We start from the raw sequence: 26,280 nt of genomic DNA on the forward strand, positions 1-26,280 counted from the left end.
CCTATTCACCCCCCAGAGCCTGTCGTCCTAACGCAAAGGCCCGCAAATTAATATCACGCAGTTTCGGTGGTATTACATCCAGCATGACTTGTTTTAAATGTTCTTCATCATAGGGCAGTATCCCCAAGGAAGCTAGGGCTCCCAACATGACAATATTGGTACATTTGTAGGTACCGGCCTCACCAGCCAGTGCTGTGGCATCCAACAAATGATACTGGGCGGCGGTATTTTCCAGATATGAGATCATCTGCTCTGGTTCATATTGAGATAACCCCAATGAAACAGACACAGGAAAGATGGTCTGGCGATTGGCAATGACCACGCCTCCGGTCTTTAACTTGGCTAACCCCCGAATGGTTTCCGCCAGTTCAAAACCCAGCAAAATGTCCGCACTGCCATCCGGAATGAGAGCACCGTAAGCTCCTTCTCCCATGCGGACCTGGCTCATCACCACGCCCTCTCGCTGAGCCATGCCGATGGCTTCGGAGGTGCGGACGGGTAAACCCCATTCCATGGCTGCCTTTGCCAAAATACGGGAAGCCAGCACATTCCCTTGACCTCCGACACCAGTTATCACAATGTCTAATCTCATTCTGCTCCACCTCTTTCGATAATGGCTCCGGTAGGACACAATTGACGACACAGATCGCAGCCGGTACAAGTATCTCCAATGACTGGGCCTTCCTCTCCTCTGGCAATGGCCGGACAACCCAGTTCCTCTATGCATAAACCGCAATCCAAGCATTTTTCGGAGTCAATCACTCTGGCTGTCTGGCCACCCTTCACCAAGGCCACACACTCCCGCCGCATAACTACCACGGCAACCCCTTCAAAGGCCAGTGCTTGCCGAGCTACTTCCAGGGAAGCTGCATAATCGTAGGGATCAACCACACGAACAAAGCCAACACCACAGGCCTCTGCCAAACGAGCAATATCCAGGGGTTCTACTGGTTCACCGATAGCGGTGCGCGGTAAGCCTGGATGGCTTTGGTGCCCGGTCATAGCCGTAGTACGATTATCCAACACCACCACAGTTTGTTTCGCCTGATTGTGCACGGCGTTGATTAGACCCGGCAGGCCGGTATGGAAAAAGGTTGAATCCCCCAGAAAAGCTACAATTTTTTTATTTGGTTCTACCATCTGTAAGCCGCTGCCAATGGTAATACTGGCACCCATACATAAGCAAGTGTCCACGGCATGAAGTGGGGCCATATTGCCCAAAGTGTAACAGCCAATATCTCCGGTAAAAATGGCATCCGTTCCTAAAGCTGCCTGCTTAAACACATAAAAGGAAGCACGGTGGGGACAACCAGCGCATAATATCGGCGGCCGAACTGGTAGCGGGGGTGAATTCAATACTTTCTTATGATCTGACAGCTCAATTTTTAAAAAGTTCGCTATTATTTCCTTCACTTTACCGGTATCCAACTCCCCTTCCCGGGGCACCAACCGATTGTATTTCCCTCGCAAAATCACCGGTCTCCGATGTTGAAAGACCATTTGAATTAACTGATCCTCTAGTACAGGTTCCTGTTCTTCCACCACCAGTACCCGATCTAATTTATCCAAATATTTCATCACCAAGTTAACCGGCAGGGGATAAGGAGTACCTATCTTGAGCACCGGAATGTCTAAACCTAATAAATCCAAAGCTTCTTTTACATAATGGTAGGCTACTCCCCCGGCAATAATACCCTGTCGACCAGTTCCAGGGTCAATGCGGTTAAAGGAACTGCTTTCAAATAATTGGCGAGCTTCATCCTGCTGTTGATTGAGCCAACTATGCCTTTTGGACGCAAGGCTTGGAAAAATGACCCACCCTGGGTTCTTCTCAAAGCCTGTTACTTCTTGAGTCGGTACTATGGCATCGGACACCTCAACATCCTGGCAAACATGGCAGGTACGGGTAGTGGGACGAAGCAGCACCGGCAATCCTAGTTTTTCGGATATCTCGAAAGCTTCTCTAGCCATGATCAACGCCTCTTGGGGATCCGCGGGGTCCAGCACCGGTAGTTTGGCAAAGCTGGCAAATCTTCTCGTGTCTTGCTCATTTTGAGAACTATGGGGACCCGGGTCATCGGCCACCACCAGTACCAAACCACCTTTAATACCAATATAGGCCAGTGTCATTAAAGGATCGGCAGCTACATTAAGCCCCACTTGTTTCATGGTGACCATAGCTCTGGCTCCGGCATAGGCCGCTCCAGCTGCTACCTCCAAAGCTACCTTTTCATTTACCGACCACTGGGCAACAATTTTCTTTTCCTTAGCCATTGCTGCTAGGCTCGTAAATACCTCTGAAGAGGGAGTTCCCGGGTAGCCGGTTACTACCTGAACGCCTCCTTCTATAGCACCATAGGCCATGGCTTCGTTTCCCATTAATAGTTTTTTCATAAAAACTACCTCCATTACTAGTGAAGAACTCCTAAACCCTTACATCTCAAGATAATTGCACCAATAATCAGGACAACCACCAGAAATATTACAAAATAGTCTAAAGTGCTGATGATTGGTTCTTTATAGTAAGTCCGGTTATTACTGCCATAACCCCTGGTTTCCATGGCAATGGCCAACCTCTCCGCTTTTTTTAGAGAGATTAAAACGAGGGGGAGAGCCACCGCGATATAGGCTTTCATCTTGCGCCAGGGATTGCCGCTATCGATGGGACATCCCCTAACCTGCTGGGCATAACCCACTTGTATGGCTTCATTTAGAAAGGTGGGTACAAAACGCAGCGAGGTCATGAACATAAACACATAGTCGTAGGGGAGTTTCATTTTTTCAGTAAGTACCAGAATAATATCTTTATACTGGGTGGTACTCAGGAAAACTAAAAAACTCAGCACCACCGTCATCATACGAAGTCCCATGGCTATGCCCAAAGTGACAGCTTCCCGGTATGCTCCATGGTAAAAAACCACTTGTAAGAGAACCAGGATCAAAGCAAAGATACTCAGGCCTTTCATAACACCGGATAAATCCTTCATCACTCGTCCTGTTAAACCAACCAGTCCCACCGATATTAATAAAGCCAACAGGTAATAGGGATCATTGAAAGTCAAGGCCAACACCATAACTCCCAGTGCCCAGGCCAATTTGCTTAAGGGATTTAGCTGATGTATGATGGAATCTCGGTAAATATACTCAATCACCCGCGCCATTCCTTTTGACCTCCCTTACCCTTTGCAAATACTCCTGCATTTCATCAACTGATAAAATGACTGGAGAAACAGACGTATTTAACGGTTCATTTAATTGATTGGCCAATACTGTTACCTGGGGTGGTAACAGCAGGGATTCTGCAAGTTTATCCGTTTGTCGGAAAACCTCCCTGGTGTCGCCATCTAAAATGATTTGACCTTGACAAAGAACCACCACTCGACTGGCATAATGCGCCACCAGAGACATGTCGTGAGTTATGAAAACAATGGTATGCCCCGCTTTATTTAACTGCTCAACCAAAGCCATGATCTGTTTTCTCTCTTGATAGTCCTGTCCAGTGGTGGGTTCATCCAAAACAATAACAGGAGTACGCAGGGCCAGCACCGAAGCCAAAGCCACCCTCTGCCGCTGTCCCCGACTTAGACGTTGGGGGTTTTCATTGGCCAAATGTTCTAAGCCAACATCACTGAGAGCTGCAGTAACTCTGGGCTCAACTTCCTCCCGAGGCAAACCCAGGTTATTTAGACCAAAGGCCACTTCAGCCTGTACGGTGTCATGAAAAATTTGGTGATCGGGGTTTTGAAAGACATAACCCACCTGCCGTGACAACTTAGATACCCGAGTGTTCGCTACATCTAAGTCAGCCACTCTTACCTTGCCCGCAGGGGGACGTAGTAAGCCAATCAGGTGTTTTACCAAAGTGGTTTTACCGGCTCCATTTTGACCCACCAAGGCTACCATTTCACCGGGGGAAATTTCCAGGTAAATGTCTTTCAAAACCGAATCACCAAATTCGTAGCCAAAGGATAGTCCATCTATTTTAATGACAGGGTTCATTATTAACCTCCGAAAGTTTGAATTACATTGCGACAAAACTGAACCCCTTCATCCAGTGTAATAGGTGGTTCGGCCTGCGGATAATATCTACGGGCCAGTTCCGTTACTTCGGGTAAGGCTACCCCTAATTCAAAAATATCTGGGTGTTGAAACACCTCTCGCGGCGTACCGGACAACACCATTTCGCCCTCCCGGAGAATAACCAATTGGTCGCAATAACGGGCCAATAAATCTGTTTTTTGCTCTGTTACCAGGATGGTCATACCCTGCTCCTGGTGAAGCTGCTTTAACACTCGAAAAACCTCTTCACTGCCCAGGGGATCTAGCTCTGAGGTGGGCTCATCCAAAACCAATACTTCTGGTAACATGGCTAGCGCTGCTGCAATAGCCAGCCGCTGCTTCTGCCCGCCGGACAAAGACGCGGTGGAACGCCCAAGCAAATGAGCAATACCGACACTGGCCAGGGCTTTTTGCATCCGTTGCTCCATTTCTGCCGGTGGCACACCATAGTTTTCCATGCCAAAGACTAATTCCTGTTCTACGTCTAGACAAATAATTTGAGCTTCTGGATCATCCAGCACGGTTCCCACCGAGCGGCCAATTTCGGCTGTGGACATGGTGTCTGCTGCCTTCCCGTTGAGTAGGACTTCTCCACTAAAGGTGCCTCCTTCAAAGTGAGGCACAATGCCATTGATTGATTTGATAAGAGTGGTTTTACCCGCCCCGGTGGGGCCGGCAAAACCAACAAAGGAACCTTTCTTAAGGGACAGGTTAATACTCTTTAAGGCATTATTTGCCGTGTGCGGATACTGATAGCTGAAATTATTTAACTGAATAAGGGAATTATTTGAAGTCGTCATTTTTTACCCTGCCCCTTCCCTAACGAAAAAGAAATTTCTTTACTGGGACATATAAAGCCTGGGCGATAACTGCATTGATGAGAGCTACCGGAATAACTACACCAATGAAAGCGGCTTTCATGGCAGTTACAGGTAGATGCAAAGCTAGATGAAAATTCAACACTACATAGAGACCCCCGCTGATTAAAGTGCCTACAAAGGTAGCCAAACAGGGCTTGAAGGAGTAGTTTTTCAGAGAAAACTCCGGCAGATAGGCTGCCAAAAGGGCACAAACCAAGGCCCCGGTGGGTTCAGTGGCTAGATTCAGATAGGGAATGGGTGATTTAGAAAAAATCATACTGACCGCCCCGGCCACAATACCAATACCCAGGGCAGGACCAATGGCTGGTCGCAGAAGAAGTATCGCTAAACAGTACATAGCAATTATGAAGTTCGGGGTAATGCCTAAAATGGCTGGGGAAAACATGCGTAGGACTGCACCTATGGCAATCAAAAAGGCAATAACTGCAATTTCTTTGGACCTGCTCATTTTACCGACAACCACTTGACTAGCGGTGGATTGATTACTCATCATCATCTCTCCTCATCTCAATGAAAAACTTGGCTTTCTCGCCTGTCTTTAACTGGTTATGCCTTATCGGGTAAATAAAAAACCAGACGTGAGTACGCCTGGTTTAGGACAATGGAATAGAAAGCTCCACTATACTCCCCTAGCTCAGCTCAACTCAACTCACCTCCATATGTAATTGACAAAACCTCTCTACTACGCTAAAACCTCTGCTATGGGAACTAGTGTAGCATAGAAAACAATTGCTGTCACTAGATTTTTAGATATTTGCCGGATCCGTTTCATAAATTAGCGCAAACATAAGTTTTTCTATCCTGATAATAACTGAAAGGATAACACCATACACTGCGACATGATCATGTCAAATATAGTTGGTATGTATATTTTATTACAGGGTAACGACTTTCCCTTCACCGGACAGGTTCTCCAATATCTCCAGCATATTGGTAACCCGGCCCACTGCCAGTTCTTCCTTTAACTTATAATACTCCAGACAGGTGCCACAGGAAATCACTTCGCTACCCCGTTCTGCCAGTTTGGTTATTTGCTCTACTACACGGGATTGTTTAATAGCCAGACGCACACCGGAGTTAACCAGCATGATGGTGCGGGGAGCTGGTTTTTCTAATAAGCTGTTAAAAAAACTAATCATTAGGATCTCCCCTAAATCCTCGGCCCCACTGCCAAAGGTATTACTGGTGATTAAATATACCATCGCTCCCGTCTCTCCGGCAGATTTTACGATCTCTGCCGGTACCGAGGCTTCGCCCTTGGTAATGGTAAGATAATATTCTCCGTCTTTTTCTGCCACTTGTACTTGGCAGCCGGCATTCTCGGCAAATCTGGTTACGTTTTCCCGGGCTGCTTCATTATCCACAATAGAGATAAGCGTGCCCTGAGCCAATTCTTCCAATGCTCTTTTGGTATTGATTACCGGTTGGGGACAGGCCAACCCACGGTTATTAATCTCTTTTGCCATGCTCTATTTTCCCCTTCCAACAGTAATTAAAAATTTATCTTGCGGCATCATTTCACCAATAATAGCAGCCTCAGCCACACCACTATTGTGCAATTCCGTCAACAGCCTGGAAGCGCGGGGGGCTGGTACAGCAATGAGTAAACCACCAGAAGTTTGAGGGTCGCAGAGGATATCAATCTCTTCTCTGGTTACCTTTTCTTCGATAAACAACCGGTCTCCCAGGTGATTGCGATTGTTGTAGGCTCCCCCAGGAATAATGCCCATTCTGGCCAGCTCTCTAACTCCGGGTAAAACGGGAACTGCCTCTGCATATAGGTGTAAACTCAAGCCACTGGCTTGGGCCATTTCAGCACTGTGCCCCAGCAAGCCAAAGCCAGTGATATCCGTACAGGACGACACCCCGACTTGCTGCATCACACGGGCCGCCTCCTTATTCAGGGCAGCCATGGTAGAAATAGTCTTGTCAATAACAGCTTTTTCCACCAAGTCCGCCTTAATTCCCGTGTTAATAATCCCGGTCCCCAGGGGCTTGGTTACAATTAGCAGATCCCCTGGCGCAGCCGTAGCATTGCTGTAGACCTGCTTCGGGTGTACTACGCCGGTAACCGCCAGACCATATTTGGGCTCGTCATCTTGTACACTATGTCCACCAGCCACAATAGCTCCGGCTTCGGCAACTTTATCTGCCCCTCCCCTTAGTATCTCTGCCAGTATGTCCGGCGACAGACAGGAGGGAAAACATACAATATTTAAGGCCAATAGGGGCGTCCCACCCATGGCATAAACATCGCTTAAAGCGTTGGCAGCTGCAATTTGGCCAAAAAAATAAGGATCGTCTACCATTGGTGTAAAAAAATCCACAGTTTGAATAGTGGCTATTTCTTCATTTAAACGATAGACTGCCGCATCATCGGAAGTGTCTAATCCCACCAGTAGGTTTGCATTTGTCTGCTTGGGTAAATGCCGCAGCACCTGCGACAGGACGTCCGGTCCTAACTTAGCCGCTCAGCCCGCAGCTTTAGTCATTTGGGTTAGTCTAATCTCTGCCATGGTTATCCCCCCTTCCGTTTAACTATCCTTCCCATTATTTAGCGCTTCGCCAGTAATTATGTACATTCCTGTCCGCCATTTATAACTTTTAGTTATAAAGCACAACTACTAATCAGAAATATATCTAACGTTTATAATTGATGACCAGCCAACCTCTACTTGCTTCTACTTAGTCAGCAGAGTATAATAAATTACAGCATTTACCAACAACCAAACCTTGAGGTGATTATCTTGACCCAACCCATAGGTATTTTCGATTCAGGTGTTGGCGGTTTATCTGTAGCCAAAGAAATTCGTCAACTACTTCCTTTAGAAGACATCCTATATTATGCTGATTCAGCCTATTGTCCTTACGGGGATAAGGACCCTGCCATAATCCGGCAGCGAGAACGAGTTATTACCGAGTTTTTACTGCAGCAGGGAGCCAAAATGATTGTGGTGGCCTGCAACACCGCTTCTTCCGCCGGTTTGGAGGAACTACGTGAACTTTGTAACCTTCCCATTATCGGCATGGAACCAGGTGTAAAACCGGCTATAGCCGCCACGAGAAATGGTAAAATCGGTGTCTTGGCCACCAGTGTCACCATTGCTGGTGACCGTTTTGCTTCTCTGGTAAAGCGTTATGCGGAAAATAACGTCGTCATTAATCAACCCTGCCCTGGTCTGGTGGAGCTTATTGAACAAGGTAAGCTAAATGATCCGAAAACCCGGGAGATTCTTCAGGGATTCCTGTCCCCGATGTTGGAACAGGGGGTAGATACGGTGGTACTCGGCTGTACTCACTATCCCTTCCTACGCCCCTTAATAGAAGAAATGGCCGGCCCCGATGTCATGGTAATTGATACCGGTCTGGCAGTGGCCCACCAGGTAACTCGAATATTGGATGAGCACAACCTGGCCGTAACAGAAGGCACCGCCGGCAGGGATTTATTCTTCACCAGCGGCAGTGAGGCTCTGGTGGCCAAAGTAATTCGTGATCTCTGGCTAAGGGATAATATTGTTGTTAAAAGTATCCCACTACACCCAGAAAAATAGTTAACGCGGCAGATCACTGCCGCGTTAACTATTTTTCTAAAGGCAATCAGCTAACCTGCGATTAACATCTTGCCAATTGACCAAGTTCCACCAAGCTTCCACAAAGGCCGCCCGCTTGTTTTGATACTTTAGGTAGTAGGCATGTTCCCAGAGGTCCAAAGCCAGCAAGGGAACCACTCCCCACTGAGTGAGGTTTTGGTGCTTTTCCGCAGTTAGGATTTCTAACTTCTTAAAGATGGGGTTATAGCATAAAAGTGTCCAGCCGGAGCCTTCCACTGCCACGGCAGCGGCGGAAAACTGCTTTTTAAAAGTATCAAAGCTACCAAAATATTTAGTAATCTCTTCGGCCACCAAACCTGTAGCCGGTCCGCCACCTTGAGGCGCCATATTATCCCAAAACAGGGTATGTAGGATATGGCCGGACCCATGAAAGGCCAATTCCCTCTCCCAGTGTTTTACCAGAGCAAAGTCTCCCTTTTCTCTGGCTTCCAGCAATTTAGCCTCAGCGTTGTTTAAGCCATCCACATACGCTTTATGGTGGGCATCATGGTGCAATTTTACTGTTTGCTCATCATAATAAGGTTCCAAAGCGTTATAAGCATAGGGTAAAGCAGGTAATTCATGTTTCATATTTTTTCCTCCATTCCAAATATTAACTATCTATACTGTATTATAATACACCGATGCAAGTTATTTATTACTTCTTCCTTACATTATAATAACTTATTACTCACAAACCTCCCGAAAGGTACGACAAAAGGTTTCCGCCAGCATCATCACATGGTCAAGAAAATCCTCCGTAAAACTATAATCTTGACAAGCGAAAAAAGATGGGTCTTCTAAAAAAACAGAGACAGGATGCCGGCCAAACATATTCATAAATTGTTCCATTGAAGTAATGCTCATTGATATCCCTCCCTGATTGAGATCATACCAAAAATATATAACAAAGCAATAAACATATTGTTACTAAATTATTAAAATATAAATAAAGGCCCTGTGAGAGGCCTTACCCCCAATCATATTCCAGACATCCCAGTGGCTGCTTCATACTGCAGACCCTGGATGACCCGGATAATTTCATCTATGAACCTCCAGTGATTCATATTGGTTTAACCTACTCCAACAGCCATATTTTTTCTTCTTGCCATATATAAGTGAGATTAACAAAATTGTAAGAAGTTTAAGAAATTTATTGACAAAGTATGAATAACCAATTATTATCAAAGCTAATAATTGTGCCACGAAGGCACAAGCCGCTTAAGGGTACATAAAAACTTTATCCCTGCTCCCAAAAGTATGTTTTGCAGAAATCGTGATAACTACAAGGATACAATGAATGTATTGTTTACCACCAGAAGGTTGGATTTTTTCTGACCTTCTTTTATTTTTGCACAAATAACAATACAGAACAGGTTTTTGCCTGTTTGATAATAATATAAACAGCTGAAAAGGAATGGTTACTATGAAAAATAAAAAATGGTTTGGCTTGCCCCTGCTTTTAGCGTTTGTTGTTGCACTTGCGGGCTGCGGAACTAAACCCGCCGATGAAGGCACAAAAACTAATACCCCTAAAGACAGCGTTGTTATTTCAATGGATGCAGAGTCCGAACCTGCCGCAGGATTTGACCCCATCATGGGCTGGGCTGCCGGAGAGCATACCCATGACCCGCTTTTCCAAAGCACCCTTCTGGTCACAAATGATGACCTTACAATCGGCAAAGACCTTGCAACAGAATATACTATTGCTGATAATGGAAAGACTTGGACTTTCAAAATCCGCAGTGATGTTAAATTTACCGATGGCAAGCCCCTTACCGCCTCGGATGTAGCTTTTACCTATAACACCGCTAAAGAACAGGCTACGGATACCGATTTGTCTATGATTGATTCTGTGGAAGCTGTTGACGCCCAAACTGCTGTTTTTCATTTTAACAAACCTTATTCTGCTTTTGCATACATAGCGGCGGTTGTAGGAATTGTTCCTGAACATGCCTATAACCCGTCAACCTATGGGCAAAACCCAATTGGCTCAGGGAGATATATTTTGAAACAATGGGATAAGGGCGAACAGGTAATTTTAGAGGCAAATCCTGACTATTACGGTGAAAAGGTCAAAATGAAACGTATTACCATTGTTTTTATGTCGGAGGATGCTTCCTATGCCGCTGCACAGGCCGGTCAGGTTGATGTGGCCTATACAGCGCCAAACTACACCTTAAAACAGGTAAACGGATATAAAATTACATCTTTTGCCAGCGTGGACGTGCGCGGTATTAACCTACCCTGCATCCCTTCCGGCGGCAAAACAACGCCGGATGCTTCCGGGGAAACTCTTCCGGCAGGCAATGATACTACCTCAAACAAAGCCATACGTCAGGCATTGTCCTTTGCCATTGACAGAGAAGCGCTCGTAAAAGATGTTCTATATGGATATGGTTCGGCAGCTTACAGTGAAAGCCACGGAGAGCCTTGGGAAAACCCTGCTATGAAAGAGGTTTCCTACGACCCCCAAAAATCAAAAAGCATTATGGAAGCGGATGGTTGGAAGCTCAACGCTGACGGTATCTATGAGAAAAACGGAAAGAAAGCGGAGTTTGACCTGCTTTACATGTCTTCAAACTCTGCGCGTACCGGCCTTGCCATGGCGGTAGCTGAAAAGGCGAAGGCTGTTGGTATAAAAATTAATCCCAAAGGCTCAAGTTGGGATGAAATCTCAAAGCTGTATTACGAAACTCCCCATGTATTTGGGGCAGGAATGCATTCGCCCACAGGAATCATTAGCCATTACTATACCGAAAAAAATGGTGCGTCTTATTCAAACCCCGCCGTGGATAAACATATTGATGATGCACTTGCTGCTCCCTCTGTTGAGGCATCCTATCCCTTATGGAGTAAGGCCCAATGGGACGGCACGGTAGGCGTTACACCTACCGCCGATTCGCCTTGGGTATGGCTGGTTGAAATTGACCATATCTATTTTGTAAAAGACGGCTTGAACGTGATAGATAAAAAGATTCATCCACACGGATACGGATGGACGATTACCAATAACGCAGACCAGTGGTATTGGAATTAGGACGTGCTGATATGAAAACAGGACATGCAGTAGCTGTATATTTAGTAAAAATTTTAGTAAAGTTGCTTTTGGTGCTGCTGGCCGTGAGCATTATTTGCTTTGTCCTGATTTCGGTTTCACCTGTTGATCCTATCCGCATGTATGTGGGTGAAGTGGGAATGCGCAATATCCAGCCGGAAACACTGGCCAAACTTGAGTCCTATTTTGGATTGGACACACCGCTGACGATACGGTATTTCAATTGGCTTTCAGATTTTGTACGCGGAGATATGGGTACATCACTGATTTACCGTCAGCCCGTAATAGACGTAATTGGTGTGCGGTTTGTTAATTCCTTTGCCCTAATGCTTACCGCATGGCTGTTTTCGGGGATATTGGGTTTTTTTCTCGGCGTTATTGCCGGCATCCGGCGCGGCAGACTGACGGATAAGCTGGTTAAGGGATATTCGCTCCTCTTGGCCAGCACCCCCACCTTTTGGCTGGCACTTGTTATGCTGATGGTTTTCGCCGTTTGGCTTAAATGGTTTCCGATAGGACTTAGCGTGCCAATTGGCGTAGATGCTTCAAAAGTGACTATATTTGATACTCTGCATCACCTGTTCCTTCCCGCATTGACCCTTAGCGTAATCGGCGTGGCCAACATTGCCCTGCATACCCGCGAAAAGATGATTGATGTTATGGCAGAAGATTACGTGCTTTATGCCAAAGCGCGTGGAAAGAGTACCTTTTCTATTCTTCGCCATCATGGTATCCGTAACGTAATCCTGCCGGCAATCACCCTTCAATTTGCTTCAATCGGAGAAATTTTTGGCGGTTCTGTACTTGTAGAACAAGTTTTTTCATATCCGGGCTTAGGGCAGGCGGCAGTAAACGCCGGGCTGAGCGGAGATTCCCCGCTTCTTCTAGGTATTGCTGTTATCAGCGCTGCGTTGGTGTTTTCCGGTAACTTCATAGCAAATGCCCTGTATGGTATTATTGACCCACGCATCAGAAGGGGGCTGAAAAATGACTGATATTACTATTTTGCAACAATACAAAAAGCCCCGCCTGAATCAACGACACAAGACGCTTATCTATTTTATCTTTGCCGTAGTTTTATTGCTGTGCATAGCAATATCCGGAAGTTTAATGGGTGAGATAGCAATCACAACCCGCTCTGACGCAAAAAACCTCTTACCCAGCATGGCTCACCCATTCGGAACAGACTGGCTGGGGCGTGATATGCTGGCAAGAACCCTCAAAGGACTTTCTATCAGTATTGTTATCGGAATTTTAGCCTCGGTAATCAGTGCAATTTTGGCAGGCATTTTGGGCGTTCTTGCCGCATCTTTCGGAAAAAAGACCGATGCAGTCATTGAATTTTTAATCAATGTAGTTTTGGGCATCCCGCATCTTTTGCTGTTACTGCTGATTTCCTACGCCTTGGGTAAGGGTATGTTCGGTGTAGTAATAGCTGTAGCGGTCAGTCATTGGCCGATGCTGGCGCGTGTTATCCGCGGTGAGGTTCTGGCTATAAAAGAAGCTCCTTATGTTAAAATAGCGAAAAAACTGGGGCAACATAACCTAAAAATTGCGCGAAAGCATATGCTACCTCATATATTCCCGCAATTTTTAGTAGGATTTATTTTGTTATTCCCTCATGCGGTTTTACACGAAGCAGCTCTCACTTTTCTTGGTTTTGGGCTTAAGCCGGAACAACCGGGAATTGGTATAATTCTGTCCGAAAGCATGAAGTATCTGTCGCTTGGTATGTGGTGGCTTGCCGTATTCCCAGGGCTTGCCCTGCTGTCTACGGTCTTGCTGTTTGATTTAATGGGAAGCAGTCTAAGAAGCCTGATTGACCCCCACAGCGCAAATAAATAGTCAAGGGTAATATGAACGGGCTGTCGTAGTATGGTAATGGTTATTTTGAGTTATTTACTATACCAAATCGAGCTGGAAATTCAGTAAGGTTTGGTTTGCAAGACATATTTACGAGGGGGATAGCGGATGAGTCAAAAAGAATTATTAAAAGTTGAAAATCTTTCGGTATCCTTTACCGGCTATGAAAGAGGATTCAGGCAAATTGATTTACAGGTAATCGAAAATCTGAATGTTACCGTCAAAAAAGGCGAAATGGTGGCGGTGGTGGGTGCAAGCGGTTCAGGTAAAAGCCTTTTGGCTCACACCCTGCTTGGGATATTGCCGCCCAACAGTACGGCGTGCGGCAATATTTATTTTGAGGGGGAATTGCTGAACGCTCAGAAAATAAACCAGCTTCGGGGTAAAGAAATTGCTTTTGTGCCTCAAAGCGTTACTTACCTTGACCCACTAAAAAAAGTCGGCTCGCAGGTACGGAAGGATAAAAAAGTAATAGAGTCCTACCGGAAACAACAGGAGCTTTTTTCCTTCTATGATTTGCCTGCCAAAACCGATAACCTATACCCTTTCGAGCTTTCGGGCGGGATGGCAAGACGTGTTTTTTTATCCGCCGCCATGATGGAAACCCCTAAACTAATTGTAGCAGATGAGCCGACGCCGGGATTGCACTTGGAAGCTGCAAAAAACTCCCTTAAGCATTTTCGTGAGTTTGCGGACAAAGGGGGCGGCGTACTGCTGATTACCCATGACATTGAGCTTGCGCTGGAAGTTAGCGACCGTATTGCCGTGTTTTATGCCGGAACAACGGTGGAGGAAGCTTTTGCGTCGGATTTTCAGTCAGAGAACCTACTAAGACATCCCTATACCAAAGCTTTATGGCGGGCCTTGCCGCAAAACGGATTTGCACCTACACCCGGAGTACAGCCCTATGTAAAAGATAAGCCGCAAGGCTGTGTTTATGCTCCGCGGTGTTCAGTGTATTCGTCAAAATGTAACAGTAAAATTCCTATGCAGACCATACGCAATGGCAGTGTACTGTGCGCTTGTGCAAAGTAAGGAGATAAAGCTATGCTTTTAGAAGCAAGAGAAATCAGCTTTGGATATAAAAAGGGCTATCATATACTAAATAACATCTCCTTTGCCGCTGAAAGCAGCGAAAGGGTTGGCATTGTTGCGCCCAGCGGATTTGGCAAAACGACTCTGTGTAAAATATTAGCGGGATATAGTAAGCCCTCTAACGGACAGGTGCTTTTGGACGGCGAAGATGTATATGGGATGAAAGGCTATCATCCTGTGCAAATGATCTGGCAGCATCCCGAAACCTCTGTAAATCCACGGTTACGATTGAAAGAAACCATCGCTGAAGGTGACCAGATTGAGCAACGCATCATCAATGCACTTGGCATTGAACACGACTGGCTAAACCGATTCCCAGGCGAACTGTCAGGCGGCGAGCTGCAAAGATTTTGCATTGCCCGTGCGTTGGGACAACGTACGCGATTTTTGATTGCAGACGAAATCAGCACTATGCTGGACATGATTACTCAGGCGCAGATATGGAGCTTTCTTTTGGAGGAAACAGAAAAGCGAAAATTGGGGCTGATTGTGGTCACTCATAATACTGCTTTGGCCGAAAAGGTGTGTACAAGAATACAAATTCTTACGAAGTAGCAGTATTGCACAGTTATAATATTTATATATTTTATGTCTTTAAGATATCTGTATGTTGGGAAGTGGCCGTGTTACTCGTAGGGTGAGCGGCCTCTTCCTTCATTTTTTATTGAGGTCATCCAAGGTATTTCGGCTCTATTCTTCGTAATACCGAGCAGTGAAAGAATTACTAAATGATGATTAAAATGTAAAGGCCCCGTGAGGAGCCTCGTACCCAATTATATTCTCCCTACCATGCTAAACTCTTTTTGAATACCGGCCATGCCCGGACGCCAACCGGCAGGAATCCCTAACCCAGTGGCTGCTTCATACTGCAGACCCTGGATGACCCGGATAATTTCATCCACATTACGTCCTACTTCCGGCGGATATAAGGAAACATATTTTACCTTCCCCTCGGGGGATATTATAAAGGTGGCACGGTACGTAAAGCCCAGTTCTTCTCGGAGAACACCGTACTTGCGTGAAATCTTGTGGGAACGATCGGAAAGCAAGGGGTACTGGATTATGCGGGCAGAGGGTGATACCTCCGCAAAAACCTTGTGGGAAAAGACACTGTCTGTACTAATAGCCAGTACCTGCACACCCAGTCTCTGAAATTCATCATAACGGGCAGCCACGGCTGCCAATTCGGTAGGTCAAACAAAGGTGAAATCACTGGCATAAAAGAACAGGGTGACCCAATGATTTTTATAGTCACTTAGATTCACGGTAACCCGATTTCCTCGGTAGTAGGCTTCTGCCGTAAAGTCTGGAGCCGGTTCCTCCGGTTTTACTATAATATTTGGATACCCGCAGGGGGGCATCTCCAAAGCAGGCTTCGTTTCTTTGGTATCTGACATAAAAACACCCCCAACATTGTTTCCATTTATTGTATGATGTCTGGTTATCATTTGACACATGTCAAAACAATCGGGGATTTCTATTTACAGCCCATGTGTTGTTTGGTTTAATTATGAAAGAAGGTTTTTGTAGGAGGGTTCTTAAAATGACAGAAAAAAATGCCTGTGGTTGCAAACCTCGCAAAATATCTAAAGGCTTACTCACCAGAGTAGGTAATTTCATCCGTGACAAATCCGTGGATGGTATTTGTGTGAAAAGTATTGCTGATATAGCCGATGAGATGGGTCTGCTGCTGCCTACCATTGTGGTAGATGCTCTGGCTAAGTTGGAAGAAAAGGGAACCATTAAAGTTAAGGAACGGGGACAAGAGCTCACTGACCGAAGCGCCTTCATCTATATTGGTGATGATGAAGTAAGTAAGCTGATGTCCAATGCGGTCTTGTTAACCCATGAACTAGGTGCTAGCCTAGGAGACAACCCAGAGTTTCAACAATTGAAACAAATGATCAATGAGATGGTAAATATTCTGGACCAGCAAAACAAAGAGGTCATTGAATATCATGCCTTTAAAAGTGGGGTTGTCAAACAAATTGAAGCCCAGGAGGGTGTATATCACATTATTTCTAAGACCCGTCTGAATAATCTCTTTATTGAAGAGACGAGAAGGTAAAGCTGATGCAAATAGACAAGCAGAGTGCCATTATAGGTACCATTGTATTAGTAGGCAGTTCCGTTACTCAGTACTTGCTTTATCAACATATTGACTGGGCATATACTATTCTGATGGCCATTGTCTTTATTATGCTGGCGCCGTATCTCAAAAAGAAAAAATAAGTCAGTTAGTACATCTGATAGTAAAATAAAAAGGTACCCACCCTGGTGATTGGGTGGGTATCTTTTGTTACTAGTTTACACTCTTTCCTGCGGCCAATCGGCAGCCGGGTCTTTATCAAATTCGAGTCCAATAAGAGTTACTGAATCGTCAAAGATATCGGGGCTGTGGTGTTCCTTATGTCTTAAAATGATGCCGAACATGGGGGATTTAGTATTTAACTCCTGCAGTTTCTGTAAGATTTGTCCAGCCTTGTTTCTTTGAAATTTGATAGCAAAACCAACCGCATCGGGATATGCTAAATAAAGCAAATAGGCATCTTCTGCTTGGTCATACTCCCAGCGGTATTCAAAACGACCCGTGTGGGCTGGTGCAATTCGATTGTTAGGATTAATAGCCTGATAGGGAATGGCAAAGTCTGGATGCTCTAAAATAATCCCTATGCTCTCTTTAGATTTTCTTGGTTTAATCGTACCAATGCTCCCGCCAAAGGGTTCAATAACTTTAATTTTAGAATCGGTGGTCAAGGGTGGTTCCTCCTTTATGAGCAGTTACATTTCTATTTTGTCCACTGTGTTTAATAATACATAGTTGTACGCAAAAAAACAACCAGCCAGGCGTGGAGTGTTTGGAAAAATGAAATTGGGTGAGACAGATGCTGCAATATAAACGTTGGTCTGAGGTTCCCGGTTACTTAATGAAAAAATCCCAGTTAGCAAGGCTCGGTTTACAGCCCAAACAGGCTGATGCCCCAGACGGCATTATTCATTTTTATAGTGGTTCTTATTACAAGAGAGAACACTTATACGACGTGGAACGCTGCATACCCATTGAAAATTACCAAATATCAATTGATCACCTGGAAATGAATACCGAAAACCTTTCTGAGGCCCTTTATATTATTAACAAGTTTGCCAAACGAAAAAGAGATACTAAAAAGGACCATTATGAACAAGGCCACCATGATTTGGTAAAGAGCTTAAAGCAAAGAGAACATCAATTATATGAATTAAAGTCCCAGGTTCTAACGAAGATGCTGGCGGAAGAAAGGGCAGAAATTTTAGGAATCCATAAGCAAATCATCAACACCCAGGGAAAACGGGAATCCATTAACCACCTTTTATTGATTCAAGTGGGAGAGCATACCTTTCATCGCCCTGCTAAGGCCAAGGATATTAAAAAACACCCCTTCCTAGGAGAAATTGATATCATCTCCGCGGAAAAGGAAAGTACTTCATTAACGTTTCTGGAAGCCGTAAAACTCCTGGAAAAGTATTTGGCTATGAGCTAACAGTCTAGCCAAAAGGAGTACGCTGGTTTAAATTTATAAAGGAAATTAACTTGGATTGTAGAAGCCTCTTTGAAAAAGAAACCATACGGAGGGAATACCGTGAATCTTCAACCAGGTAAATACAGACATTTTAAGGGGAATTATTACGAAGTTATTTGCGTGGCCAAACATTCAGAGACCGAGGAACCACTGGTGGTTTACCGCAGTGATAAGGACAGCAGCCTGTGGGTAAGACCCCTGGCCATGTTTACTGAACAAGTAGAAGTAGAGGGACAGCTAGTAAAGCGATTTACTTACATTGGACAAACTGGCCAGTAGCCAGCAGACATCTTTATAGCTAAGGAGAATTTTAAAAATGCGAACAGGTACTAACAAATGGCAAACAATGTTCGCGGTAGCCATTGGGACATTTCTTTCGGCCATGAGTTCGAGCATTATCAACGTTGCTCTGCCATTCATTGGTAACTACTTCGAAGTGGATATGGCATCTTTGGAGTGGGTGGTAATGGCCTATCTACTGGTGATTTCAAGCTTGCTCATTGCCTATGGTCGATTAGGAGATATTTGGGGTTATAAAAGTATTTATTTAACAGGTTTTGTTATTTTTACTGCCGCTTCTTTGCTTTGTGCTATTTCAGAAACAATTCATACATTAATTGCTTTTCGGGTGTTGCAAGGCATTGGCGCAGGCATGATTATGGCCATTGGGCCCGCCATCCTCACGGCCACTTTTCCTCCCCAGGAGCGCGGTAAAGCTCTGGGAATGATCGGTATGGTTGTGGCGTCAGCCTTGGCTACCGGCCCTTTTATCGGCGGTATCATGGTGCAATTTTTTGACTGGCAAATGGTTTTTTATTTAAATATCCCCCTTGGCATTCTGGGTGTAGTATGGGGCAGCTATATCCTACCCAAGAGTATCCAGGTAAACAAACAGGCCTTTGACTATCCCGGTGCCATAGCCCTTTTCTTAACGTTGTTCGCCATTCTGCTCTCTCTCAGTCACGGACAGCAATGGGGCTGGAGTTCTAGCCAAACTTTGTCGCTATTAGGTTTTGGCCTCTTGATGCTGGGTTTCTTCATTTGGTGGGAATTGCGGCATCCTCAACCTCTCATGGATTTAAATCTTTTTAAAATTCGTTTGTTTAGCGCAGCCAGTGTTAGCGCTCTGATTAACTACATGGCTATGTTTTCTTACATCTTCCTAATCCCCTTTTACCTGAAGGATGTGGCCGGTTTGGATCCCTCTCACATCGGGATGCTAATGGTGGTTTCCCCCCTGATGATTCTCTTGTCTTCGCCTATCAGTGGAACCTTATCCGATAAGATTGGTTCCCGTACGCTAAGTTCCTTAGGTATGGCCCTAACCTGTCTGAGCTTATTTTTACTCAGTGGCCTGGGAACTGCCTTTAGCCCGGTACAGCTGATCCTGCCGTTGTTACTTTTTGGTTTGGGTTCCGGCCTTTTTCAGGCTCCCAACAGCAGTGCTATCATGGGTTCCGTACCAAAACAGCGGCTGGGCATTGCCTCCAGTACCATTGCCAGCATGCGCAACATGGGTATGGTGATGGGAATTGCCATAAGTGGTGCTGTCTTTAATGGGCGTCTGCCCATTTACCTAACCAAATATAACCAATTGGGTTACCAGGGACAAAACTTGCAGGCCACTGCCTTTGTCAACGCAATGCACGATGCCTTTCTTGTGGCCGCACTACTAGCAGTCTTCGGAGTAGTGACCTCCTACGTACGAGGCAGCCAACAGCCTTTGGGACAACCACAGAAATAAAATAACTCCCACCGTTGTCTATTTGAATTCGGTGGGAGTTTTCCATCCTACATTCGCAGTTCGAAGGTACCACAGGCCGTATTATGACCTCCTTGGCTCGCTAATGCCTGTAGAGCTTCTTTGCCTAGCAAGAGCATAAGCTCCACAATATCGATACTCTCAGGCACTCTTTTTTGTCGCTGGCGGTAAGCTTTGACCCCAGCTAAACAGATTCTCCGGTTTTCCTGCTGCCCAATTACGTTTACATAATACTTGCACTGTCCACAGGCGTGTTTGAGCTTTTCACCTGCCTGGGGCATCATCATCCGGTGGCCGGTAAAAAGAAAATTATTTTTATAGTAATTCTTTAGCTTATCGTTCATGGTAAACTCCGCAGTCTGTCAAAGACACCGCCCGTTTAATACTGTGCTGACCCCAGCGGGAACGAATTAAGTCTGTGGCCCGATCTATTCTTTCCTGTTTATCTCGCTCAACCAACAAATTTAGCTGCGTTTCTTCCTTCCGGAGTAACCCTGAAAGTGTTAGTCCCACCAATCTTACTCTCACTTCCTCATGCCAATGTTTTTGCAGCAAAAATACTGCCTCATCATAAATTTCCTGGGTGATATCTGTATAGGAATATAACGTTCTGGAATGGGTCTCAGTAAAAAAATTGGGGTCTTTCATCGTTAGACTGACCCGGTTGCCTAAACAGCCAGCCCGACGAGCCCGCTGGGCCACCTCCTCGGCCAACTCCAAAATAACCACTTTGATTCGGTCAAATCCCAGATAGTCCCTGGGCAGTGTAATTTGATTGCCCACGCTCTTGACAACATCCATTGCCTGGGGATCCACGGGGCTGAAATCAATGCCTTGGGCAGAATGGTGCAAAACCTCTCCGATGAGACCATATCTTTTTTTAAGCACGTCCGGCGGCAGAACTGCCAGGTCTCCGATGGTCTTTACCCCCACCTGGTTCAGCCAGCGTCCGATACGGGAACCCACCCCAAACAACTCTTTCACCGGCAACGGCCATATTTTGTGGGGCCAATCCTCTAAGGTAAGGGGGATAATTTTATTAGGCTTCTCCAGTTCCGCAGCCATTTTAGCTACCAACTTGGAAGGGCCAATGCCAATATTAACCCCTACCCCGATTTCATTATTAATGCGTCCTTGAATTTTTCCGGCAATTTCCAGGGGGCTGCCCAAAATTTTTAAGCAACCTGTAATATCCACAAAGCTTTCATCAATGGAACAGGGTTCTACCAAATCACTAAAGTCCTTTAAGATCTTGTTAATGCTGGTAGAAAATTTTACATACTCTTTAAAAGAAGGAGAAACAAAAATAACCTCCCTGGAACGAGCCTTGGCTTCTGCCACTGTCATGCCAGTTTTAATGCCAAATCTTTTTTTAGCCTCTACACTAGCTGCTAGAACAATCCCCGTTCGTTTAGCAGGATCTCCGCCCACCACCACAGGCTTGCCCTGCAGCCCAGGATCTAAGGCCTGATGAACGGAAGCAAAAAAGCTGTTTATATCGCATAACAGAATTACCTTGGTCACAGCTACACCACCAAACATTCATTCGCTTTCTGTAAACTCATTATACCAAACAACAGTTCTAATACAAGGGGAACTCTTTTGCCAAATATCGGAAGGAAATATTAAATTCGGAGGTTTAAACGGAGTGTTTGCTGAATAGACATGATAAAAAGTGAAAGGAGTGGTTTTTTGGTTAACAGGGAGTACTTACAACAATTAAGTAAATGGGCCGGCTTGGTGGGAATTCTCAACATTATTTTTGGGGCCTTTTCAGCCATCTGTGGTTTATTTGCCTTTATCGTAGGAGCTATTCCAGGCATTATTATGATTGTTCTGGGTGTCAAATTACGAAATGCCAAAAAGTATGCTGACGAAATGCTATCAATGGAGGAAAACGAAAGTAAAATTAATATGGTCCTAATGAGCTTAAACTCTTATTTTATGATTCAAGGTGTTTTACTAATTATTACCTTAGTTTTTTCTGTATTGGGAATATTAGGTGGATTCTTGGCTGGCCTTACCTTGTTTAGCCAGATTCCTTTTTAAATAATATACTAATTTGATTTCTCGGGGAAAAGTTCCTATAATAAAAAGAGCATCAATTAATTAACGAATGGAGAAACTACCAATGTCAGAGTTGAAGAGATTCCTCCGAGAATGGGTTGGCATCCTTGTAATCGCTGTTGTATTATCTTTAGTCGTACGAACCTATATTGCAGAAGCCCGCTGGATTCCCAGTGAGTCCATGCTTCCTACCTTAAAGATAGGAGATCATTTAATTATTGATAAAGCCTATTTTAAATTGAGTGGACTTCACCGGGGAGATATTGTAGTGTTCAAAGCCCCTCCCTCTGCCCAAAAAGAGGAAGACTTGATTAAACGAGTTATTGGGCTGCCCGGCGAAAAAATTGCTGTTAAAGACGGTGTTGTTTATATTAACGACCAAGAACTCAGCGAGTCCTATATTGCAGAAAAACCCAACACTGATTTCGCAGCTATTACCATTCCCGAAGATAAGGTTTTTGTCATGGGAGATAATCGTAATAACAGCTACGACAGTCGCTTCTGGGGCACCTTGCCCATCGAAAACATCATCGGTAAAGCTGTGTTCCTCTATTATCCTTTTAAGGATGTGGGAGTTCTCCTAAGTGAGTAAAATAAAACCAAGGGCAAATCCTGTCATGCCCTTGGTTTTTTCTTTATCTTTTATACTACAGCTTTTCTGAAGGTTAATCTTCTTCCTCAACTGTCCACTCTTCTTGCCATCCCATAATTTTGCTAATCTTACTGGAGTTTCTATTAATAAAATTTGTGGCAAACGTATCTGCATCTTTTTCCGATTTTGCATCATCATGAAACAGCCGGTTGTTAACATATTGATACCGATGCCTTAACTCATGGGCCAGAGCATGTAATGAATATAACTGCTTACTGTGCAGATCATCGCCATCATCGGTCTGTGAAAAAATACATAAATAAACAATATCTGCTGCCGGATCATAACTGCCCTCAAGTTCACCTCGAAACTCCTCCAGGGAAAAATTAAAGCTTTGCGGATAGTATTTAATTAGATCAAACCTTGTTTCGTAGACAAAGATCCTCTGGGGTGTATAATCCTTACCCAATAGCTTAATAATGCTTTCTATTTGCTTATTGGTGAGGATATTTTGGTTATTAATAATTTTCATATATCTAACCTACCCCCTTACAGGTTTTTTATCATGCTTTCAATATTAGGAGCGTTATGTAAACTAGTTTCAGAGAAAACTGTGAGAAGAGTTTTTAACTAAAAATTTAAATTATTAGATTGCATCTATATTTTATTAATTATATAATTGTCTCGGCAATATACTTTAAGTATCCAACATTAACCTAGGAAAGACAAGGTTTGTAAAAATCAAATTGGTTGGTAAAGGATGTTCTTAACCAACTCTACACAGAATCTAGACCTAAAATTTTTTACCAACATAGTTGTCAAAACAACTATGTTAAATTAATCCTTCATGGGGAGGTATACAAATATGCTTCCGTTAGAATTAGCATTACTATTGTTTTTAATAGTAGGTGGCACTGTATATCTAATTGCCCGGCGGCTATATTAACAAAAATACATAACGTTTTTCAATCTAACTATTAATTTTTAAAGGACGTGGGCAAATGAAAACAATAAGTCTAACTGGCAAAGCATGGCTAAAAGGATTCCATATCTTTTTTGCCTGTCTGTGGATCGGTGCAGCTGTATCTATGATGCTTCTTGCTTTTGTTAGAGGACATATTTCCAATGGAGATGAACTTTGGGCAGTAAACATATCAATAAAGTTACTTGATGATTTTATTATTATACCTTCAGCAATTGGTTGTTTAATCACAGGGATTTTGTTTTCATGGTTAACCAATTGGGGATTTTTTAAATTTAACTGGATTGTTGTTAAATATATCATCAATATAGCAGCTATTTTGTTCGGAACTTTCTTCCTTGGCCCTTGGGTCAATGGGATGGAAGCTATCTCTAAAGTTGAGCGACTATTATCACTGCAAAATGTGACCTATCTGCACTATGCTAAAATGAACATTTACTTTGGTACCTTGCAGGCTTTGATCCTTATTTTGGCAGTTTTTATTTCGGTGTTTAAGCCTTGGGGTAAAAAGAAAAGATAGAGAAAAAATTGGTACGTTACAATTCATCATGCCAAAGATGCTCATTTAGTGCAGGAAATCAATCCAAGATTTTCTATGGTCTTTGTGCCATCCTCACCCTGAAGCCATGTGATAACCGCCCGAGCGCTGTGATCCTCCGAAAGATCGGAGCGAATGACTGCGTAATAGCTGTTGGCCAGTGGATAATAGCTGTCCGCAATGTTTTCCGCCGTGGGTAGTACCCCATCAAACGAGAGAATTTTCAGGTGCTCACCGATACCGGTTATTTCATTCATCTGCTGTAGGTAGGTATAGAGGGTGTAGCCCAATGCATAACTGTTGGTCGGTCTCCCTGACAGGCCACCATTATGGTAAAATGCAACCTGTTCCAGCATTCCCTCCATAGTCAGCTCTACATAGTTATTCTGAATGCCTGGGTGCATTTCCTTATTGTTTAGAATCAAATTGTCCATTTGAGACTGGCTTCCGCTGTCGGAGTTTCGGCATATAGGAATGAGCTCCCTGTCCGGCCCTCCCAGTTCGCTCCAGTTGGTAATTCCATAGCTGAGATATATTTTTCTGATCTGCTCCAAGGTTATGGACTTCGTTGAATTTTCGACGGAGGTAATAAATATTAACCCCTCGGCGGCAATCTTGTGAAATTCAAGTTCCACGCCCGCGTTCTCCGCCTCCTTGAGCACCTCGGCAGAGGCGTAGGGCACGAGGATCATATCTACCTCCCCGTTAATCAAAAGACGGTAAGAGGGTACGGTTTTTGAAGCCCGTGTGGGATACCCGGTCGCGTTCTCGCCGTACATAGCCCGGTATACAGCTTGTACGATGGAGAGAGTTGAAGTGGATCCGTCGATTCTTGGATAATTCTTAGCGGTAATGCCAAGTGCATCGGCAGCGACCGTCATTGTGATAGCATCATTGCCTTGCGGGGCAGGTTGGGTTGTAAGAGTGGGGTGTGTTGGCAGCTGCGTTTTGGCGGCACCGTTGTCGGAACAGGCACAAAGTGCCAGCAGCATCAAACTTACCAATAACAGACTAATGATTCTCTTCATATGCATCCTCAACTTCCTTGCCTAATCAATTCCTTCTTTCAGATAATTCTAATAATTGATAATTTTACCATGCCTTTCTGAATAAAGAAAGATATGGTAACACCTCGACTCTAAGCCTATTAAGACACAGCCATACTAATCAGTTTTAGCTTCCATGTCCCATTTTCAAAAGTAGCTTCGTATTTTGGAAAAACTGCTCCTAAACTACCAAACCAGGACACTCCTGTAATAATCGCCTTACCTTCACTATATTCCTCTACTTCTACCCACAACAATGTTCCATCTATTGACCTGTTCAATCTTCCATCTGCGTTTAATTCAAATTTGGTCTTATCATTTTGAGTTTCTTCAAAGCTATATATATTTGGAGATAAAGTGGTAAGCTCCTTCAATACTTCCTCTTGAGCCTGATCACTTAGCCCTATTAAGGTATTTAACTTTACTGCAACAAAGCCATTGCCACCATTTTCCTCCTGAAAAGCTTCTTTCATAACTGATATATATAAATCCATTCTTTGTCTTTCTTCAACGTTCTTATCATTAGGTACATTTTCCTGTGAACTACAACCAATCACTGAAAAAATAGCTACTGCTGCTATAAATGCTAAGAGAGTCTTCTTCATCCCCCTATCCCTCCTAATCACTTCTATAATTATCTAGACGCTGACTAATGTATTTCGTTTCTGCTATCGGACCTTTATTTGCTGTATAACTTTACAAGACACTAAAACTAGAATGCTGAATAAGAACAAATAAAGTTGCATTAACATAATTGTAGTTTTAGTGAGAGTGATTATCATTTGTGTTATAATGATTTGTATAAATCTTGAAAGGTGCTGGGTTTTATGGTTTTGAGGTCTACTGTTCTGTTCCTTCTGGCGGGACTGGCAGAAATAGCGGGTGGGTATTTTATATGGATTTGGCTTCGTAATGATGTTAGTGTTGGGTGGGGGCTATTCGGTGGAGTTGTTTTGGTTCTCTATGGAATAATTCCATGCTTTCAGCAGTTTCCCAGCTTTGGTCGCATCTACGCTGCTTATGGAGGCGTCTTTGTGGTCATGTCTATTATTTGGGGCTGGTGGATAGACGGAATAAAGCCAGATATTTTTGATTGGCTTGGCACTTTCATTGTTCTTATAGGTACTACGATAGTTTTATGGGCTCCTAGAAAAAATATTGAATTAAAAGAATGAAAAAGAAGGTGC

General features: G+C 44.2%; 32 protein-coding genes. 15 read left to right on the plus strand and 17 right to left on the minus strand.

The features are described 5' to 3' along the window. Position 1 precedes the first annotated feature (1 nt). From BUA78_RS09275 to selD, 8 genes are all read right to left on the minus strand, one after another. Positions 2-592, minus strand: a complete 591-nt coding sequence (locus BUA78_RS09275) for an indolepyruvate oxidoreductase subunit beta (RefSeq protein WP_072913595.1) — start codon at positions 590-592, stop codon at positions 2-4. Further along, the gene (gene iorA, locus BUA78_RS09280; RefSeq protein WP_072913870.1) at positions 589-2,394 is read right to left on the minus strand and encodes an indolepyruvate ferredoxin oxidoreductase subunit alpha; all 1,806 of its coding nucleotides are present in this window, start codon (positions 2,392-2,394) and stop codon (positions 589-591) included. Before iorA ends, BUA78_RS09275 begins: the two co-directional genes overlap by 4 nt. 17 nt (positions 2,395-2,411) lie before the next feature. Beyond that, positions 2,412-3,161 (minus strand): energy-coupling factor transporter transmembrane component T family protein, encoded by a 750-nt coding sequence (locus BUA78_RS09285; RefSeq protein ID WP_072913598.1) that lies wholly within the window; start codon positions 3,159-3,161, stop codon positions 2,412-2,414. Beyond that, positions 3,145-3,999: an energy-coupling factor ABC transporter ATP-binding protein gene (locus tag BUA78_RS09290; RefSeq protein WP_072913602.1), complete on the minus strand. Its 855-nt coding sequence runs from the start codon at positions 3,997-3,999 to the stop codon at positions 3,145-3,147. Before BUA78_RS09290 ends, BUA78_RS09285 begins: the two co-directional genes overlap by 17 nt. 2 nt (positions 4,000-4,001) lie before the next feature. Then, entirely contained in the window at positions 4,002-4,859 is an 858-nt protein-coding gene (locus BUA78_RS09295) for an energy-coupling factor ABC transporter ATP-binding protein (RefSeq protein ID WP_072913605.1), read from the minus strand. 19 nt (positions 4,860-4,878) lie between these two features. Next, positions 4,879-5,430 carry a tryptophan transporter gene (locus BUA78_RS09300; RefSeq protein ID WP_072913608.1) on the minus strand — a complete coding sequence of 184 codons (552 nt, stop codon included), beginning with the start codon at positions 5,428-5,430 and terminating at the stop codon, positions 4,879-4,881. A gap of 385 nt (positions 5,431-5,815) precedes the next feature. After that, positions 5,816-6,406, minus strand: coding sequence for a sulfurtransferase-like selenium metabolism protein YedF (gene yedF / locus BUA78_RS09305; RefSeq protein ID WP_072913612.1), 591 nt, complete (start codon positions 6,404-6,406; stop codon positions 5,816-5,818). A gap of 3 nt (positions 6,407-6,409) precedes the next feature. Continuing rightward, entirely contained in the window at positions 6,410-7,456 is a 1,047-nt protein-coding gene (gene selD, locus BUA78_RS09310; RefSeq protein ID WP_084082364.1) for a selenide, water dikinase SelD, read from the minus strand. A 225-nt stretch (positions 7,457-7,681) separates the two neighbouring features. Between selD and murI the strand changes: the two genes are divergently transcribed. Continuing rightward, the gene (gene murI / locus BUA78_RS09315) at positions 7,682-8,491 is read left to right on the plus strand and encodes a glutamate racemase (protein WP_139257320.1); all 810 of its coding nucleotides are present in this window, start codon (positions 7,682-7,684) and stop codon (positions 8,489-8,491) included. 36 nt (positions 8,492-8,527) lie between these two features. Here the strand turns inward: murI and BUA78_RS09320 are convergent, their stop codons facing one another. Both BUA78_RS09320 and BUA78_RS09325 read right to left on the minus strand, forming a co-directional pair. Continuing rightward, positions 8,528-9,121, minus strand: a complete 594-nt coding sequence (locus tag BUA78_RS09320; RefSeq protein ID WP_072913619.1) for a superoxide dismutase — start codon at positions 9,119-9,121, stop codon at positions 8,528-8,530. A 96-nt stretch (positions 9,122-9,217) separates the two neighbouring features. Further along, a complete protein-coding gene (locus tag BUA78_RS09325) occupies positions 9,218-9,397 on the minus strand; it encodes a hypothetical protein (protein ID WP_072913622.1) in 180 nt (59 codons plus the stop codon). A gap of 559 nt (positions 9,398-9,956) precedes the next feature. Between BUA78_RS09325 and BUA78_RS09330 the strand changes: the two genes are divergently transcribed. The 5 genes from BUA78_RS09330 to BUA78_RS09350 all read left to right on the plus strand — a co-directional run bounded on the left by BUA78_RS09330 (position 9,957) and on the right by BUA78_RS09350 (position 15,101). After that, positions 9,957-11,570 carry an ABC transporter substrate-binding protein gene (locus BUA78_RS09330; protein WP_072913624.1) on the plus strand — a complete coding sequence of 538 codons (1,614 nt, stop codon included), beginning with the start codon at positions 9,957-9,959 and terminating at the stop codon, positions 11,568-11,570. A gap of 11 nt (positions 11,571-11,581) precedes the next feature. Continuing rightward, on the plus strand, positions 11,582-12,583 hold the full coding sequence (locus BUA78_RS09335; protein ID WP_072913627.1) for an ABC transporter permease: 1,002 nt from the start codon (positions 11,582-11,584) through the stop codon (positions 12,581-12,583). Beyond that, a complete protein-coding gene (locus tag BUA78_RS09340) occupies positions 12,576-13,433 on the plus strand; it encodes an ABC transporter permease (RefSeq protein WP_072913632.1) in 858 nt (285 codons plus the stop codon). The genes BUA78_RS09335 and BUA78_RS09340 overlap by 8 nt, the downstream gene beginning before the upstream one ends. A 126-nt stretch (positions 13,434-13,559) precedes the next feature. After that, positions 13,560-14,486 (plus strand): oligopeptide/dipeptide ABC transporter ATP-binding protein, encoded by a 927-nt coding sequence (locus BUA78_RS09345; RefSeq protein WP_072913633.1) that lies wholly within the window; start codon positions 13,560-13,562, stop codon positions 14,484-14,486. A gap of 12 nt (positions 14,487-14,498) precedes the next feature. After that, positions 14,499-15,101, plus strand: a complete 603-nt coding sequence (locus BUA78_RS09350) for an ABC transporter ATP-binding protein (protein ID WP_072913634.1) — start codon at positions 14,499-14,501, stop codon at positions 15,099-15,101. A 218-nt stretch (positions 15,102-15,319) separates the two neighbouring features. On the opposite strand, the gene BUA78_RS09355 is transcribed toward BUA78_RS09350, so the two are convergent. Further along, a complete protein-coding gene (locus BUA78_RS09355; protein ID WP_139257322.1) occupies positions 15,320-15,907 on the minus strand; it encodes a peroxiredoxin in 588 nt (195 codons plus the stop codon). Positions 15,908-16,089: 182 nt separating this feature from the next. Here BUA78_RS09355 and BUA78_RS09360 point away from each other — a divergent pair, with 182 nt between their 5' ends. Both BUA78_RS09360 and BUA78_RS20215 read left to right on the plus strand, forming a co-directional pair. Continuing rightward, a complete protein-coding gene (locus BUA78_RS09360; RefSeq protein ID WP_072913635.1) occupies positions 16,090-16,614 on the plus strand; it encodes a helix-turn-helix domain-containing protein in 525 nt (174 codons plus the stop codon). Positions 16,615-16,619: 5 nt separating this feature from the next. Further along, complete coding sequence (locus BUA78_RS20215) at positions 16,620-16,778, plus strand: hypothetical protein (RefSeq protein WP_175548996.1); 159 nt, start codon at positions 16,620-16,622, stop codon at positions 16,776-16,778. 75 nt (positions 16,779-16,853) lie between these two features. Here the strand turns inward: BUA78_RS20215 and BUA78_RS09365 are convergent, their stop codons facing one another. Further along, the gene (locus BUA78_RS09365; protein ID WP_072913636.1) at positions 16,854-17,303 is read right to left on the minus strand and encodes a hypothetical protein; all 450 of its coding nucleotides are present in this window, start codon (positions 17,301-17,303) and stop codon (positions 16,854-16,856) included. A gap of 128 nt (positions 17,304-17,431) precedes the next feature. Here BUA78_RS09365 and BUA78_RS09370 point away from each other — a divergent pair, with 128 nt between their 5' ends. From BUA78_RS09370 to BUA78_RS09380, 3 genes are all read left to right on the plus strand, one after another. Further along, positions 17,432-18,067, plus strand: a complete 636-nt coding sequence (locus tag BUA78_RS09370; RefSeq protein ID WP_072913637.1) for a YkyB family protein — start codon at positions 17,432-17,434, stop codon at positions 18,065-18,067. A gap of 99 nt (positions 18,068-18,166) precedes the next feature. Further along, on the plus strand, positions 18,167-18,385 hold the full coding sequence (locus BUA78_RS09375) for a DUF1653 domain-containing protein (RefSeq protein ID WP_072913638.1): 219 nt from the start codon (positions 18,167-18,169) through the stop codon (positions 18,383-18,385). Positions 18,386-18,422: 37 nt separating this feature from the next. Further along, positions 18,423-19,850, plus strand: a complete 1,428-nt coding sequence (locus BUA78_RS09380; RefSeq protein WP_072913643.1) for an MFS transporter — start codon at positions 18,423-18,425, stop codon at positions 19,848-19,850. 47 nt (positions 19,851-19,897) lie between these two features. On the opposite strand, the gene BUA78_RS09385 is transcribed toward BUA78_RS09380, so the two are convergent. Together BUA78_RS09385 and BUA78_RS09390 are read right to left on the minus strand one after the other, a co-directional pair. After that, positions 19,898-20,212, minus strand: a complete 315-nt coding sequence (locus tag BUA78_RS09385) for a hypothetical protein (protein ID WP_072913646.1) — start codon at positions 20,210-20,212, stop codon at positions 19,898-19,900. Next, complete coding sequence (locus BUA78_RS09390; protein ID WP_072913873.1) at positions 20,202-21,392, minus strand: DNA polymerase IV; 1,191 nt, start codon at positions 21,390-21,392, stop codon at positions 20,202-20,204. The genes BUA78_RS09385 and BUA78_RS09390 overlap by 11 nt, the downstream gene beginning before the upstream one ends. Before the next feature lie 168 nt (positions 21,393-21,560). On the opposite strand from BUA78_RS09390, the gene BUA78_RS09395 reads away from it, so the two are divergent. Both BUA78_RS09395 and lepB read left to right on the plus strand, forming a co-directional pair. After that, positions 21,561-21,917, plus strand: a complete 357-nt coding sequence (locus BUA78_RS09395; protein WP_084082365.1) for a DUF5362 family protein — start codon at positions 21,561-21,563, stop codon at positions 21,915-21,917. Between the two features lie 82 nt (positions 21,918-21,999). Beyond that, on the plus strand, positions 22,000-22,527 hold the full coding sequence (gene lepB, locus BUA78_RS09400; protein WP_072913656.1) for a signal peptidase I: 528 nt from the start codon (positions 22,000-22,002) through the stop codon (positions 22,525-22,527). 73 nt (positions 22,528-22,600) lie between these two features. Here the strand turns inward: lepB and BUA78_RS09405 are convergent, their stop codons facing one another. Next, on the minus strand, positions 22,601-23,059 hold the full coding sequence (locus BUA78_RS09405) for a hypothetical protein (protein WP_072913661.1): 459 nt from the start codon (positions 23,057-23,059) through the stop codon (positions 22,601-22,603). A 469-nt stretch (positions 23,060-23,528) separates the two neighbouring features. Between BUA78_RS09405 and BUA78_RS09410 the strand changes: the two genes are divergently transcribed. Next, positions 23,529-24,029, plus strand: a complete 501-nt coding sequence (locus tag BUA78_RS09410; RefSeq protein WP_072913673.1) for a DUF2269 family protein — start codon at positions 23,529-23,531, stop codon at positions 24,027-24,029. A gap of 41 nt (positions 24,030-24,070) precedes the next feature. On the opposite strand, the gene BUA78_RS09415 is transcribed toward BUA78_RS09410, so the two are convergent. Further along, positions 24,071-25,075, minus strand: a complete 1,005-nt coding sequence (locus tag BUA78_RS09415; RefSeq protein ID WP_072913875.1) for a PstS family phosphate ABC transporter substrate-binding protein — start codon at positions 25,073-25,075, stop codon at positions 24,071-24,073. A gap of 119 nt (positions 25,076-25,194) precedes the next feature. Further along, the gene (locus tag BUA78_RS09420; RefSeq protein WP_072913679.1) at positions 25,195-25,698 is read right to left on the minus strand and encodes an outer membrane protein assembly factor BamD; all 504 of its coding nucleotides are present in this window, start codon (positions 25,696-25,698) and stop codon (positions 25,195-25,197) included. Between the two features lie 222 nt (positions 25,699-25,920). On the opposite strand from BUA78_RS09420, the gene BUA78_RS09425 reads away from it, so the two are divergent. Beyond that, positions 25,921-26,268, plus strand: coding sequence for a YnfA family protein (locus BUA78_RS09425; protein WP_072913681.1), 348 nt, complete (start codon positions 25,921-25,923; stop codon positions 26,266-26,268). Positions 26,269-26,280 lie beyond the last annotated feature (12 nt).

The organism is Desulforamulus aeronauticus DSM 10349 (genome assembly GCF_900142375.1).
Classification (GTDB): Bacteria; Bacillota; Desulfotomaculia; order Desulfotomaculales; family Desulfotomaculaceae; genus Desulfotomaculum; species Desulfotomaculum aeronauticum.